The organism is Gimesia alba, from assembly GCF_007744675.1.
Classification (GTDB): domain Bacteria; phylum Planctomycetota; class Planctomycetia; order Planctomycetales; family Planctomycetaceae; genus Gimesia; species Gimesia alba.
Genome location: NZ_CP036269.1, coordinates 297,788 through 312,948, shown reverse-complemented (window position 1 = coordinate 312,948; position 15,161 = coordinate 297,788). Strand labels below are relative to the sequence as shown.

13 protein-coding genes are annotated in these 15,161 nt (G+C 50.8%); 7 read left to right on the top strand and 6 right to left on the bottom strand.

The genetic code is table 11. The features are described 5' to 3' along the window. Nucleotides 1–19: 19 nt before the first annotated feature. Together lysS and Pan241w_RS01240 are read right to left on the bottom strand one after the other, a co-directional pair. Entirely contained in the window at nucleotides 20–1,501 is a 1,482-nt protein-coding gene (gene lysS, locus Pan241w_RS01245; RefSeq protein WP_145209766.1) for a lysine--tRNA ligase, read from the bottom strand. Between the two features lie 207 nt (nucleotides 1,502–1,708). Then, entirely contained in the window at nucleotides 1,709–2,533 is an 825-nt protein-coding gene (locus Pan241w_RS01240) for a Nif3-like dinuclear metal center hexameric protein (protein ID WP_145209763.1), read from the bottom strand. 175 nt (nucleotides 2,534–2,708) lie between these two features. Here Pan241w_RS01240 and Pan241w_RS01235 point away from each other — a divergent pair, with 175 nt between their 5' ends. From Pan241w_RS01235 to Pan241w_RS01215, 5 genes are all read left to right on the top strand, one after another. Further along, entirely contained in the window at nucleotides 2,709–2,900 is a 192-nt protein-coding gene (locus tag Pan241w_RS01235) for a hypothetical protein (protein WP_145209760.1), read from the top strand. Between the two features lie 163 nt (nucleotides 2,901–3,063). Then, entirely contained in the window at nucleotides 3,064–3,978 is a 915-nt protein-coding gene (locus Pan241w_RS01230) for a DUF1559 family PulG-like putative transporter (protein WP_145209756.1), read from the top strand. Beyond that, nucleotides 3,978–4,319 (top strand): hypothetical protein, encoded by a 342-nt coding sequence (locus Pan241w_RS01225; protein WP_145209753.1) that lies wholly within the window; start codon nucleotides 3,978–3,980, stop codon nucleotides 4,317–4,319. The genes Pan241w_RS01230 and Pan241w_RS01225 overlap by 1 nt, the downstream gene beginning before the upstream one ends. 30 nt (nucleotides 4,320–4,349) lie before the next feature. Then, nucleotides 4,350–5,456: an NHL domain-containing protein gene (locus Pan241w_RS01220; RefSeq protein WP_145209750.1), complete on the top strand. Its 1,107-nt coding sequence runs from the start codon at nucleotides 4,350–4,352 to the stop codon at nucleotides 5,454–5,456. Next, nucleotides 5,457–6,677: an FG-GAP repeat domain-containing protein gene (locus tag Pan241w_RS01215; protein WP_145209747.1), complete on the top strand. Its 1,221-nt coding sequence runs from the start codon at nucleotides 5,457–5,459 to the stop codon at nucleotides 6,675–6,677. Between the two features lie 58 nt (nucleotides 6,678–6,735). Here Pan241w_RS01215 and Pan241w_RS01210 read toward each other — a convergent pair whose 3' ends face one another. Further along, nucleotides 6,736–7,908: a glycosyltransferase family 4 protein gene (locus Pan241w_RS01210; protein ID WP_145209744.1), complete on the bottom strand. Its 1,173-nt coding sequence runs from the start codon at nucleotides 7,906–7,908 to the stop codon at nucleotides 6,736–6,738. 97 nt (nucleotides 7,909–8,005) lie between these two features. Next, the gene (locus Pan241w_RS01205; RefSeq protein WP_145209742.1) at nucleotides 8,006–9,112 is read right to left on the bottom strand and encodes an SPFH domain-containing protein; all 1,107 of its coding nucleotides are present in this window, start codon (nucleotides 9,110–9,112) and stop codon (nucleotides 8,006–8,008) included. Nucleotides 9,113–9,758: 646 nt separating this feature from the next. On the opposite strand from Pan241w_RS01205, the gene Pan241w_RS01200 reads away from it, so the two are divergent. Together Pan241w_RS01200 and Pan241w_RS01195 are read left to right on the top strand one after the other, a co-directional pair. Then, complete coding sequence (locus Pan241w_RS01200; protein WP_145209739.1) at nucleotides 9,759–10,859, top strand: peptidylprolyl isomerase; 1,101 nt, start codon at nucleotides 9,759–9,761, stop codon at nucleotides 10,857–10,859. Nucleotides 10,860–11,110: 251 nt separating this feature from the next. Continuing rightward, entirely contained in the window at nucleotides 11,111–12,346 is a 1,236-nt protein-coding gene (locus Pan241w_RS01195) for an aminotransferase class I/II-fold pyridoxal phosphate-dependent enzyme (RefSeq protein ID WP_145209736.1), read from the top strand. A gap of 37 nt (nucleotides 12,347–12,383) precedes the next feature. Here the strand turns inward: Pan241w_RS01195 and Pan241w_RS01190 are convergent, their stop codons facing one another. Together Pan241w_RS01190 and Pan241w_RS01185 are read right to left on the bottom strand one after the other, a co-directional pair. After that, the gene (locus Pan241w_RS01190; RefSeq protein ID WP_145209733.1) at nucleotides 12,384–13,730 is read right to left on the bottom strand and encodes a right-handed parallel beta-helix repeat-containing protein; all 1,347 of its coding nucleotides are present in this window, start codon (nucleotides 13,728–13,730) and stop codon (nucleotides 12,384–12,386) included. Between the two features lie 158 nt (nucleotides 13,731–13,888). Next, nucleotides 13,889–15,064 (bottom strand): sialidase family protein, encoded by a 1,176-nt coding sequence (locus Pan241w_RS01185; protein ID WP_145209728.1) that lies wholly within the window; start codon nucleotides 15,062–15,064, stop codon nucleotides 13,889–13,891. Between the last annotated feature and the right edge of the window lie 97 nt (nucleotides 15,065–15,161).

Sequence of the window (15,161 nt, the reverse complement as noted above, 5' to 3'; positions counted from 1 at the left end):
TGCCGGACACATCCCTGGTTTACTCTGGTGGTGCTGGCTGACCTTCGGGCCGAAGTAGCGGGAAGTAAATCACGTCGCGAATACTGTGACTGTTGGTCAACAACATCACGAGACGATCAATGCCTATTCCCAAGCCTCCTGCCGGCGGCATACCAACCTTTAACGCTTTAATAAAATCTGTATCCATCTTCGCCATCGAGTCTTCATCTGACAGACCCGACAATTGTGTTTTAAATAATTCTTCCTGCAGCAGCGGGTCATTCAATTCGGTGTAGGCATTGGCCAATTCCATCCCATGCACGAACAGCTCAAAGCGCTCGGCGATGTTGGGGTCATCCTTTTTCCGTTTGGTTAACGGGCAAATCGACGCGGGGTAATCGATCACAAAAACCGGCCCGATTAAATGTTCCTCGCAGGTGGCTTCAAACACTTCATTCAGCAGCACATCCGGGTGCACATTTTCGGTCTCGATGCCATGCTGCTTTGCGACTTCGGCTACAGCAGCAGGATCATGGGGATCGCAGCCGGCATGTTCTTTGACCAGGTCGTAATATTTTTTCCGTTCCCACGGACCACTGAAGTCGATCGTCTGATCTTCACCCCAGGGAAGCTGCATCGTATCGCTGATGGCTTTGACGGCATCAGTAACGATGGCTTCGGTCAGATCCATCATCGTTTCGTAATCGCCGTACGCCTGATAGACCTCAATCATTGTAAATTCAGGATTATGCGTGGCGTCGATACCTTCATTCCGGAAGACGCGACCGATTTCATAAACGCGTTCAATCCCGCCGACCATCAAGCGTTTGAGGTGCAGTTCCAATGCGATTCGCATATAGAGTTGGATATCGAGCGTATTATGATGTGTAATAAAAGGTCGGGCCGCCGCACCGCCGGCAACGGCATGCAACATCGGCGTTTCGACTTCGGCAAACTTATGATTGCGCAAAGTCTGTCGTACCGAGTCAATAATCTGACTCCGCTGGAGCATTTTTTCCAGAACGCCTTCGGTGTAAATCAGATCGAGTGACCGCTGCCGGAGCAGCAATTCGACGTCTTTGACACTGTGATGTTTTTCCGGAGGCTGTGCCAGTGATTTGCAAAGCACAGTCAGTTCTTTGACAAAGACCGAAATTTCACCGGTCTCGGTGCGTCGCAGACAGCCATCAATACCGATCAGATCGCCGAGATCGAGTGTGCCCATCAATTCCCACTGGGCTTCCGTCAAATCGCCGCGGGAGAAGAGTAACTGAATTTTACCGGTCCAGTCCTTGATATCATAAAAGCGAAGCTTACCCGCTTTACGACGTAGCATAATCCGGCCCGCGATGCGAACCTCTTCACCATCGACGCCTGACTCTTCAGGAGCTTGATCGCGTGCCTCGGCGATAGGAGTGTGGCCGTCAAATCGCTGCCCAAAAGGATCGAGTCCCAGGGATTGGATTTTCTCTAACTTTTTAATCCGTTCTGCTTCGAAACGGTTGGGTTTCACTTTGGACATTGAAATCGATTAAGTCTAAGGCTGTATAAGATTTATTTACTGTAATTGACACAGGAATTCGGTCACTGTTCGAAATGTGTGTCAAAAAAGAGAATTTAAACTACTGAGAGAGGGGGGATAATGGCGAAATCTGCCGGTCAGGTCAATGGCAACCGGTTGAGAATATACATAGAGACATCTAAACCGGCAGGAATTCACGACTTTTGCTCACGCTGGTTCCACATCACAGTCCCATTGCAGCGGATCGGTTTCCTGCTGGCTGGCTCCGATTTTCAATTCCGGAAACTGCTGTTGTAAGAGTAGTGCCATTCGCTCCATCGCCGGTCGCTCGGTGGCGTAATGGCCGGGCAGGATCAATCCCATGCCCAGTGCACGGGCTTCCAGACAGGCATGGAATCTGGCTTCGCCGGTCAGGAGAACCTGACAATCATGACGATGGGCGTCTCTCAAGAATTCCGCAGCGGCCCCGCACGCGATGCCAATTCGACGAATCCGCAGATCAGATTCGCCGACAAACTGCAACGAATTCACTTTCAGTGCCTGCTTGATTAACTGATTCAGCTGCGGAAGTGTGAATTCCGCGGGCAATGTTCCATACCGGCCAGCGCCTCGTTGCTGTTCTCCCGACTCTTCTGATAGGGAGACGATGGGCCGGAGAACGCCGATCTCTTCCAGGCCGAGTAAATTCGCCAGTTGCCAGTTGATGCCTCGCTCAGCGCTATCATATGAGGTGTGCGGACTATAAACAGAGATTTTCGCCTGAATCAGATCGAGCAGCATTTTGCCTTCAACCGTCGTTGAGGTAATCTGTTGCACAGGTCGAAATAGAATGGGATGATGACTGATAATCAAATCGGCGCCAGCTGCGATGGCTTCTGCAGCCACATCCGGCGTCAGCGTTAAACAAGTGATGATTTGATTCACGTTTTGGGCCGGGTCTCCGGTCAGCAGTCCGACATTGTCCCAGCTTTCGGCCAGATCGGGAGGCGCGAGGTTGACGAGATAATCCTGAATTTCTGCTACGTTGCTCATCTTGTATTTCTCCGGCTTTTCTGGAGAGTCTGCAATTCTCACTCTGTGGGAAAATCGTGGAAGTTGATATCGTTGGGTCACAAATCTGAATTGATCAATGTATCATACAGCACTATACTTGGTGAAACCAAAGAACATGTGATTCATTTCTTCGAAATAAAGCAAGGTCAGCACTATGGGTCTGAAAACACGTTTGATCGCTCTGTTTGTGATTGCCTTTGGCGCCTGCATCATCCTGAACGGTCCGGATATTCTGGTCTATCTGGTCGCGCAAGCAGTCATCTCAGGAACATTTATCACGATGTGCCTGAAGAAAGAACGCGAGATTATCGCCAAGCAAAACCAGGCGGAAGCCGGTTCTGAGTAGTTGTTGAGTTTCGGCTGTTCTAAGCTGCTTTTTCTTCGAAAAATCCGTTTCCCCGGCTGAGAGACCGCCTGCTGGCAAGACATCTGCGGTAAAAGTTGGTTAGAATAGGGAAGACTGTTTAAAACCTTCTCTATTTCTCTCTAACCATGAAATAACCGTAAGAATGTCTTTTTTCAATTTGCGTTCTGTGTTTCCCAAAACCAGACAGAATTCTTTAACGCCGGTTCGTAAAAACGGCTTTACTCTGATTGAACTGCTGGTGGTGATTGCCATCATCGCCGTACTCGTTGCATTGCTGTTACCCGCAGTACAGCAGGCGCGCGAAGCTGCTCGAATGGCGCAGTGCAAAAATAATCTCCGGCAAATTGTTCTGGCCTGCCATATGTATGCCGACTCGAACGGCGGCTATTGGCCACGCGCTGCTGCAGACCACCATGCTGGTTTTGGAGGAAAAAAACGCTGGCATGGAGAGCGGGTCACCGCGGACGCAACATCCAAGTTCCAGGCACACCTGGGCCCCTTGGCGCCATTCCTCGAACAAAATGCGGAAATTAAAAAGTGCCCCACATTTGGTAACTTTGCCGCACACGGGACCGTGCCGAATGCATTCGAAGGTGGTACGGGCGGTTACGGTTATAATCAGGCCTATCTTGGGGGTACTTCCTGGAAGAATCCTTATCCGATCAGCAACATGGTGGCTACCAATATGCGGGAAATCGGCAGCCTGGCACGAACCGTTGCCTTTTCGGATGCCGCACTCGCACAAGGCTTTCCTGACCTGCACATCATTGAATACAGCTTCATCGAACCACCGTACTTTATTGATAACTGGACTCCCACCTACCAGGAAGCCCCCTGGCGGCCTGATCCCTCGATTCATTTCCGCCACACAGGAACTGTTGCCAACATCGGCTGGGCAGATGGACGCGTTACCTCTGCGGTGATGTCGGGTACGGGTACCTCGGCTTACGGCGGAGATCCCAAGAAGTTTCAAATTGGCTGGTTCGGTCCGATGGACAGCAACGTTCTATTTAGCAACAAAGATAAACTGGAAGCCGACATGGGAGGCGTTCAGTAATGAGCGACTCTGCGTTGCGAAAATTTTCTTATTTGCTGCCTGTGCTGTGTTTGATGCTACTACAAAGCTGTGCAGAAGAACGTCCGGCTGTCCCTCAACCGTCGGCGGAATACGTCGTGATGATTGATGAGCAGGGAACGCCGGAAAATATTTTGATCGACCAGTTTTTCAAAAAGGAAGATCACGCCGACGGAGTGAAGGTGCTGGTCGTCGATAAGCAAAGCACAGCACATGCAATGATTGCACCAGCGGAATTATTGAAGCAGAACCCAAACGCCGGCCGTTATCTGATCTTCAAACATGATGACCCGAAACGTCCGTTTGATGATCTTCCCCGTTAAGCTGTTACTTAAGAAATCTGGAATGACACCATGAAGCGTACACTTTCTCTTTTCAGCATCTTACTGTTCGTCCTGTTGATATCACCACTCTCGGCACAAACGGTGAAAACCCTGGCGGGCACCGGGAAACAGGGACACACGGGCGATGGCGGGCCGGCTGTGGAAGCGATGGTGGGAGAGCCTTATGGCCTCACACTCGGCCCGGACGGGGCGTTGTATGTCTGTGAAATCAAAAGCCATGTCATCCGTCGGATTGATGAAAAAACAGGAAAGATTTCCACCGTCGCCGGTTCGGGCCAAAAAGGGTACAACGGCGATGGAGGGCCAGCCCTGGAAGCAAAACTGAATGAGCCGTATGAAGTTCGCTTTGACAAAGCGGGTAATATGTATTTCGTGGAAATGGTGAATAACATCGTGCGCCGCGTGGATGCCAAGACCGGTAAGATTGAAACCGTCGCAGGCACCGGCAAGAAAGGCTTTTCGGGGGATGGAGGACCGGCGACAGAAGCGACTTTTTCACGACCGCATTCGATCGCATTGGACAACAACGACAATTTGTATATCTGTGATATCGGCAATCATCGCATTCGCCGCGTCGATTTGAAAACTGGCATCATCAGCACATTTTCCGGTACCGGCGCACGGAAGCCAACTCCCGATGGCGCGAAGGTTTCAGGCACCCCCCTCAATGGCCCACGGGCTCTGGATTTCTTCGCTGAAGGTTCTGGAAAAGGCTCTTTGTATCTCGCTTTGCGGGAAGGGAACAAGGTGTATCGCATCGATTTGGATAATGAGACTTTACATCACATCGCGGGGACTGGTAAAAAAGGATATACAGGGCATGGCGGACCAGCCAAAGAAGCGACTTTGTCAGGCCCGAAAGGAATTTCCGTCGCACCGAACGGAGACATTTATCTGGCTGATACCGAAAGTCATACGATTCGTGTGATCCGCAAGATAAATGGCATCATCGAAACAGCCGTGGGAGATGGCAAAAAAGGGGATGGCCCTGCTGGAGATCCCGCGAAGTGCCGCATGGCACGACCGCATGGAGTTTATGTGGGGCCTGAAGGAAACGTCTATATTGGTGACAGTGAAACTTACCGCGTTCGCAAGTTAACTACGGGACAAAAATAAATGAAAATCAAACATGAAACTTATCGCTGCTTGAGTACTTTTTCTGTCGCCACACTGCTGGTTCTGCTGGGAGGTTCGCTTGAACTTTCCGCCGGCGAAATCTGGCAACGTCAACAACTGGACGCCGCCTTCCGTTCGGAAGGATCTGCCGCGGCCGACGTGAATAAAGATGGTAAAATGGATGTGATTGCCGGCGATGTCTGGTACGAAGCACCGGACTGGAAAATGCACGAAGTTCGCAAACCCGGAAAATTCGTTGCTGGCGTGGGATACAGTGACAGCTTCTGCAACTTCGCTTACGACATCAACCAGGATGGCTGGACCGATTTCATTTACGTCAGCTTTCCCGGCAAAGAATTCTACTGGTATGAAAATCCAAAAAATAAATCAGGTCACTGGAAAGAACACCTGATCTGGCACAGCATCTGTAATGAAACTCCCAAATTCGAAGACCTGAATGGGGATGGAAAACCAGAACTGATCTTCGGCTCACAACCAGAGCAACAGATGGGATATCTGGAAATTCCACCGCCGGAACAGGCCACGAAAAAATGGACCTTCATGCCCATCAGCAAACCCGGCGATCCCATGAAAAACGGCACGTTCAAATATTACCACGGTCTGGGCGTTGGCGATGTTAACAAAGATGGCCGTCAGGATGTTCTGATTCCCAATGGCTGGTGGGAAGGGCCGAAAGAATTCGGTGAAGGGCTCTGGAAATTCCATCCGTTTACATTGAGTGTCAGCGGTTCTGAGCCTCCTGAAAAGATGGCCGACCTGTATGTGGAAGACCTCGACCAGGATGGTGATAACGACATCATTGGCAGTTCGGCTCATGCGTTTGGCGTCTGGTGGTTTGAGAATGTATCAGAAGGAGACAAACCCAAATTCAAAGCGCACCTGATTGACAAGAGCTACTCTCAAACCCACGCCATGCACTTCATTGATATGAATGGCGACGGACAGCGGGATATGGTCACCGGTAAACGGTTCTTTGCTCACAATGGGAAAGATCCGGGTGGTAAAGATCCGGTTGTGATGTACTGGTATGAAATCAAACGGGGTAAGAACTCCGCGCCGCAGATCATTCCTCACAAAATCGAAGCGGGCAACGATACCGGCGTGGGCACCCAGTTTTCCATGGCCGACATGAACGGCGATGGCCGCCCTGATATCGTACTCTCGAATAAAAAAGGCGTGAACGTTCTGATCCAGAATTAATCACCGCCGACATTCACACGCAGGATAGCAGACTGATTCTCTGTTATCCTGCGTTTTTTTACGCCTTGTTTTCCTTGCGTTCGTCAAGCACTCGCTGATATATCTCGCGCAGACGATGCGTCATCGTTTCGTGGCGGAATTGATCGGTGAATCGTTCTCGTCCCGTCTGACCAAACCGACGGCGTTTTTCAGGATCTGCGGCAAGTTCCATCAATGCCTGCGAGAGTGGTTCAATTGATTCGGGCGGCAGAAGATAGCCAGTTTCCTCGGGAATCACCACCTCCCGGGCACCATCCACGTCGTACGAAACCACCGGTTTGCCGGCAATCAGTCCTTGAGGCAGCACGCGGGCCAGCCCTTCCCAGACGCTGGTATGCACGACGATATCCATCGCATGAATCAGTTCCGGCACCCGCTCGGGAGGCACCAGACCGGCGAAGATGAAATGTTCTGAGAGCCCCAGCTCGGCGATACGTTGTTCAAATTCCGCTCTGAGAATTCCATCACCGACCAGCAGAAAGCGAACCTGTGGCTGCGCTTCGACGACCTGTTTGGCGGCTTCAATCAGATACTTGTGTCCTTTCAAATGAAACAGCCGCGCTACTTTGCCGATGACAATGTGCTCGGGGGCAATACCTAACTCGCGGCGAACCTCTTCCGGGGGGCGCGACGGCGTGAGAAACGGCTCGACTTCCATTCCGCTGTAAACGGTGTCGTAGCGATCGCGAGTGGCGATGCCAGCCGACACATATTGATCGGTCATCGCATCACACACACTAATGAGCCGATCGCAGCGCCGGGCCGCCCACTTTTCTGCAGCAATATAAGCGTGATAATGCACAGGAGACTGGCCGAAGTGAAAGGCGGCTCCATGAATCGTATGCACCGTCGGCAGTTTCAGATGCCAGGCGGCCGCCCGTCCGAGAATGCCGGCTTTCGAACTATGAGTGTGTACCAGATCGGGCTGGAAATCGCGGAGTTCGGCAATCAGTTCCCGATACGCGCGCCAGTCATTCCACGGACTGATGCTGCGTGTCAGATGAGGAACGATTCGTAAATCGAAACCACCCTGCTCTGCGCGGGGAATCAGCGTTCCTTCGGGTCCCTCGGTCGGCCCGGTCAGGAGCGAGACTTCGTCGTGATAATCGCGAAACTGATCTTCGACCGTATAGAGCGTATTCTGCTGCGCACCGCCAATGATCATCCGGGTGATAAGATGTGCGACTCTCACTCGAACACCAGCCTCTGGTTATTCTGTTGTTGGCAGCAATTCAATCTCGAAATCAAAATGGCTCTCTTCATACAATCAATTAAAATCAGTCTCTCTCTTAACCGGCTGGAGGGGGTGGAGGGGGTGTTGCTGCCTGAAAATATCCAGCCAACTGAGGCACCTGACTGGCAGGCAACCAGCCCGCCATCCCTGCAGACCAGACCTGGGTCGTTCCTGAAATCTGACCGCCGGCGATTCCCTGTGAAATCTGATCCAGCGAGAACGGACCTTGCGACTGACCATTCACGGCGATATGCCAGGCCGCCGGTGGTGGTGGAGGCGCCGGCTGCCCGGGTGCCCCCATACCAGGCGCGCCCATCATGCGGTTGGCCATCGCGAATCCCATACCGAGCCCCATACCTTCGGCGGCACCTCCGCCGGACGGGTTCTCGGCGGCGGACAACATTGCCTGTCCCATCTGATATTGCTGGAACTGGTTCATATCGCCGATGACGCCCATGCTGGTGCGCGTATCCAACGCTTTTTCGACCGTTTCCGGAAGCGAGATATTCACAATCAGCAACTGTGGCACTTCAAGGCCGTATTCGTCATCAATCCGTTCATTGACCATCGCTTTCAGCTCGGTCGAAATTTCCGTGTACTTGGAAGCGAGATCGAGTGCAGCATATTTGGATTCGCCGATCAGATCGGCAAACGAACTGAGAATGATAGACCTTAACAGTTCATTGATTTCATTCGAATGAAACTCTCCATCGGTGCCTACGAGTTCTTTAACCAGAATCCGTGGATCATTGGCTTTGAGCGAATAGTTACCAAAGGCGCGCAACCGAATGGGACCGAATTCCGGATCGCGAAGCATAATCGGATTAGGCGTGCCCCACTTCAGGTCTGTAATCTGTGTGGTATTGACAAAATAGACTTCGGAACGAAACGGGCTATTGAAGCCATGCTTCCAGCCTTGCAGCGTTCCTAAAATCGGCAGGTTATCGGTGGTAAGCTGATAATGTCCGGGCTCAAATACATCGGCGACTTGCCCACGATGCACGAACAGCGCCATCTGGCCCGGTCGCACAATCAGTTCGGCTCCATTTTTAATTTCATTCTGATAGCGGGGAAATCGCCAGGTGAGGACATGCTTCGAATCATCGATCCACTCAATGATATCAATGAGTTCGGCCCGTAATTTATCCATCCAGAATCCCATATTGATTTCCCCTCTTTTAGTACGACTGCTTGTTGAATCTGGCGTTTTGAGAATGGTGCAAAAGTGAATTGCGGGCAGCGAACGTGCCACATCGTTGATTGTAACCCGCTGTTCAGTTTGCCCGCAATCAAAGAGATCACAGACCCACCGATAATTCTCAAATCGGAACCGTTTTACTTATTTAATGGCTTCTCTACCCTTTGGTCTTCTGACCGATTCAGATTTTTCTGAAACAGGGGCACTTTTTTTAGAAACGGCATCGCAACTGGCCTGGATCAAAGAAATCGGCAAAAACACCCTGATATTTGCTGATTTCCAGACAAATAAGACCTGCAGGAACATGGCTAAACGTATACACATTTTCGCTTCTATAAATTGCTGTTGACCTGTTTTGTTGAAAGTTTTACATTCCCGCCGCGCTCTTATGGTAGAGCTTGAGACAAGGAAGTTTCGTAAATCTTCTGACGACTAAGTATCAACGTGATTGGTGACTCCGGAACCTGCTGATTCAGTTCAGTTCCGGAATGGTTTCCCAACAATCCAGGACCCAAAGGATTGTTGAATCCAGCATGTAAGCTGGTGGGGCTGAATTCAGGCAATCACATGATCCCCTCGCGTCGGATACAAAACATGGAGATTTTAAGCAATGGGCGACCCAACCCCAAACCCGCATGCGACCAACGCCAAGACAAACTCGAAACGAAAAATAATCTTTTTCGCAGCCGGTACAGGGCTGGTTCTTTTCGCTGGCATTCTTTTCTTCCAGACCTTCAATGCCAAAGACGGTGCTGCTGGTGAAGAGAAAAAAGCCGGTACAGTACGACTTTCCGGTGCACAACCAACGCTCCGCAGCCAGCCGGTTGCAAAAGTGGGCAGTGTCGTGATCACCGAAGATGAGCTGGCTCGTGAATGCCTGGCTCTGTATGGACCAGAAGTTCTGGAAAACGTTGTGAACCGGGCCATCATTCAACAGGCTTGCCAGAAAGCAGGCGTGGTGGTTGAGCAGGCTGAGGTTCACGCCGAAGTCGAAAAGATCGCAAAACGCTTCAATCTGGATACCAAAACCTGGTATGACATGTTGCTGGCAGAACGAAAAATGAATCCGAATCAGTATCGTCGCAATGTCATCTGGCCGATGCTGGCGTTACGAAAACTGGCCGGTCAACAAACCAACCTGACTCAGGAAGAGGTTCAGAAAGCCTTTATTCGTGATTACGGCCCACGTGTGAAAGCCCGGATGATCATGCTGGACAACCTGCACCGCGCTCAGACAACCTGGGATATCGTCAAACGAAACCCGGATGACTTTGAACGCCAGGCCCGTGAGAAATCCATCGAGCCTAACAGCCGTGCTCTGGGTGGAGCCATTCAACCGATTCCCCAATACTCTGACAATGAGAGCCTCTGGAAAGCTGCTTTCAAGCTGAAAGAAGGCGAGATTTCCGGGATCATTCAGATTGGCCCCAGTCGCTATGCCATTCTGTTCTGTGAAGGCCGTACGGAACCCGTTGTGACTGACATCAACGAAGTGAAAAACCAGTTGGTGGAACAATTGCTCGAAGAACAAACACAGGAAGCGGTTGCTCTCGTGTTTAAGAAACTGAAAGAAGAAACCCGGGTGGACAACTATATCACAAATACCACAACCGGTGGGGTTTCCCAGACTTCAGGCACGAATTTCGTGAAGGGTCCGGTGAAACAAGCGATTCCTAACCCGACACAGGGATTCAACAAACCTGGTAGATAAGCTCATTTCTCTGAAATAGAGAACCAGATAGCCAAAACGCGTGTCAGTCCTGGTTTACTGACACGCGTTTTTTCATGTTCTGTAGCCGTCTGTGAAAAAATCCTCGTATTCCGCAGGCGCATTTTTCAGAGCGATCGCGTAAAATAGTCTAAGTCGGGCGTGCTTCCTCTGCTCAATGTGAAGGCAGCGGATACAGAGCCGCCGATAGATAGTCGACAAATATTCCTTGTTATACAGGCAGTGCTTCAATTATGCGTGGCGAATCGGAAGTTCCCTCTTCAGACGATGGTTTTACCATCCCCGTTGCAGAGAGAGTAAAGCGTTTACCCCCCTACCTTTTCGGAAAGATCAACAAGCTGAAATACCAGAAGCGTGTGGCGGGTGTTGACGTAATCGATCTGGGAATGGGCAATCCGACCGATCCGCCTGATCCGCTGATTGTGGAGAAGATGGCGGAAGCAGTCGCTGATCCCCGGAACCACCGTTATTCGGTCGCCAACGGAATTGCGAACCTGAGAAAAGAAGTGACGTCTCGGTATTGGAAAAAATATGGTGTGAGGCTGGATCCTGATTCCGAAGTTGTCGCCTGTATCGGTTCCAAAGAAGGCTTCAGCCATCTGTGTCTGGCGCTGATGGGCCCCGGCGATACAGCCATCGTGCCGTCCCCTTCTTTTCCCGTTCACGTCTATGCGGTGATGCTGGCTGCAGGGAACGTGATTGAACTCGACGTCCGCGAGCCTGATCAGTTTCTTTCGAATATCGCTTATACCTGCGAGCATCTTTACCCGAAACCGCGCGTGGTGGTGGTGAACTTCCCTCATAATCCGAGCGCCACGGTGATCGAGCAGGACTTTTATGTGGAACTGGTCCGCCTGGCTCGTAAATATTCCTTTCTGGTAATCAGTGATTTCGCTTACGCAGACATTTGCTTCGACGGTTACAAAGCCCCTAGTTTTTTAGCGACTCCCGGCGCTTCAGAGGTCGGCGTGGAATTCACAACGATGAGCAAGGGCTATAGCATGGCTGGCTGGCGCATCGGCTTTTGCTCGGGTAATTCGGAAATGGTGCGGGCTCTCTCGACCATTAAAGGCTACTACGATTACGGTCTGTTTCAGCCGGTTCAGATTGCCGCGATCGTCGCTATGCGGCACTGTGAAGCCGCCGTCGACAGCATCGCCGCGGAGTACCAACATCGCCGGGATGTTTTCTGTAGTGGTTTAGAACGACTGGGCTGGGAAATCGAACGTCCCAAAGCGGGCATGTTTGTCTGGGCAAAGATTCCCGAACCATGGGCTCAAATGGGATCGATCGATTTCGCCATGAAGCTGCTCGATGAAGGGGGTGTTGCGGTCAGCCCCGGTCGCGGGTTTGGCGAAGACGGAGAAGGTTATCTGCGGATGGCGATTGTCGAGAACTCACAACGTCTCCGACAAGCGGTGAAGCAAATCGGGAAATGTATGAAGTCGGAAGAAATCGCCGCAGAATAGCCAATGCGAACGGGAGCCGTGAAGGTTTCCCACCATATCAGGTATTTTTGCGTTGATCGTCGATGGATTTCATAAAGCCTTGAATTTGATTGTCGGCCAGCTTGACGGTTCCGGCGTCTGGACCAATACGAATTCCCGTGCGCTGCATGGGCATTCTCTTTTCGACAATCGTATTGTCTGTGATGATCAGATCAGACGTTTTACCGGTGATATCAATGGCGACTCCCTGTTCTGCGCCGCTGTTGATAATTTGATTTTTAACGACCGTATTACGGTTAGCCCAGAAGTTTTTCCCGCGGGCGTCATCGCGAAACAGAATGCCTACTTTTCCGCTATTGGAAATCACATTCTCGCGCATGATGTTATCAGTATCATTATGACCTATTGAAATACCGAAGTTGTTTCCCGTCATCTGATTCTTTTCCGCCAGTCCGTATTTCACACCCCAGCACCAGAACAGACCGATATGATTGTTTTCAAAGCGACTGTTTTTGATCAGAGGGCGCTGTGAACCGGAGCCCGGATGCACGCCGAGACCGGCATTGTCGTGACTGCGGCAATTTTCGACTTTCACATCGTGACAGATCTGGAAGCTGATTCCGTCGCCGTTGTAATTGCGCGTGGTCACATTGCGAATGGAGTAACGATTGCAATCCTGCAGAAAAATACAACCGCCATAATTGCCATTCAGATTGGTATTATTTTCTCGGTTGCCATCCAGCGTCAGATTTTCAATGACCACATTTTTCGTATATTCACTGGTCAGGAGAGGAAAGAGAGATGACGCCGTCGGCTTGCCGGAGAGCCAGAGATTTTTACGAAGTCCGTCATTCAATTTGAAGCGGTTTCCTGATCGCGCCACGAGCGTGCGCTTAATCACATCCTGACTTCCCGTGTTGGGATTTTTCGTGATCAATACCACGCCGTCTCCCACCTGAAATCCAGCTGATTTCTCGAGCGTGATCTCCTGATCGTACCAGTCAGAATCTTCCGAGAGTGCAACGGTTTCAGAAGCGCCTTTGGTAATGATCGTTTCCGGCCCACTTCCCAAAAGACGAATCCGGGAAGGCAAATGCAGCGAATTTCGCAACGTGAACGTTCCTGGTAAAATCCGAACCGTGCCGCCCCCTTTGCCGGCGATATAATCGATGGCGGCCTGCAATGCTTTATCACCGCTGCCGACAATGTCACCAGCTTTGGTGCCGACGGAAATTGAAAGCCGCTCATCCCAGTTCGGTTCGAATCGCTGGTCGCCATCGGTGGCCCGCGGCTGCTTGACGGCAGGAAGTTTTTCGGCGGCAAGTTGCCTGGCAGTAACAGAACCGATTCCAGTGGCCATCGCGGTTGCGAGAAACTGACGTCGGGAGAGTGAAGACGGGCTCATAAAATCGCTCCAAAGCAATTCGGCAGGCAAAATTCGAAAAAGCGCTTTCCACTGAGTCTCCTATAATGCCATAGACAATTCAAGCGATTTTCCTTAGATCACGAAATCTGAGGCTCGATCCAGGACGTTCCCTGATTGCCCGCCTGATAAGATACACATTACTTTTCGTAAATCACCGATAATGGAATGAACGTGATTTGGGATTCTGCTAACCCGTTATTTTTGGTGCGGTCACCGGCGCAGTGTCCAAGCAGAACACCGTCTTTTGTGAATTCGATCGCGGTATAGCAATACCAGCCATTCGGGTTGGTTTCGAGATTACGAATTTGTTGCCAGGTTTTGCCTTCGTCTTTAGAGATCGCGATGGTCAATGGTGTTCGCTTACCACGTCGTTGTGGGTCAATCCCTCGATGATTATTCCAGACCAACAGTAAATCACCTGTCGCAGGGATACGCTCAATCGAAGCAGGGGAAACCGGCGAAATGATCTCAGATGGCTTGAGTTCTGAAAATGACTTGCCGCCATCCTGTGAATACGCAACAAATTGACTGCCACCATTGGTACGGCAGAATCCCATCAGTCTACCATCTTTGAGTTCGACAATTCCGGGCTCCTGCATATAGGGTTGTCTATCGCCCGGCTGTTTTTCGACGGCGACTTCTTCGCCGCGCTGCCAGGTCTTGCCACTATCGTCTGAGTAGTAACACAAAAAACGAGCACCGGGATTGAAGCGATCAGAGCCCTTCAGATTTTGATGCAATGCCAGAGGAATCACAATGCGGCCATTTTTTAATTGGATGACCCGGTCATTATTCAGAACATAGTAGCCCACCTGCTCTGCAGGAATAATGTCTACGGGGGCACTCCAGTGTGCTCCTTCATCGTTACTGAGTCGCATCACGGGAATTAAATCGTGAATCGAGTTTTTACGCGCGTAGAACAAAGCAATCTGACCAGATTGCAACCGCAGTAGCGAGACTGACATAATATTCTGTTTGCCGTCATTTTCAATAATTGTCTGGTCGTAAGCTGTCCATGTTTTGCCACCGTCTGACGAATAGCGACCAGCCAGATAAGCCGAGGAGTGATCGGCGGCGCCGCCGGTAAAGTGCGTATACACAAAAAGAATCCGCCCATCCTTGAGAGTAATAAAGTCACCTTCGCTGTTGCGTGGATTATTGTCTGTGGGTGGCAGATTCAGGACACGTTGTACTGGGGCAGTTGCAGGGAGAGCGTCCCGAGCTTTTTCGTCAGCAAAGAGGCTGCTTTGACTGCAAAGACCAATCGAAGCAGAAAAGAGTAACAACCGCTTCCAGGAAATCACGAATTTCATTTCACTCTCCTCTTACAAATGATCTGATGAGATCAGATCGCGCTGTAATTGTTCGATCTTTAATTAACAGTACCCTGATTGAATGGTAACAAAACTC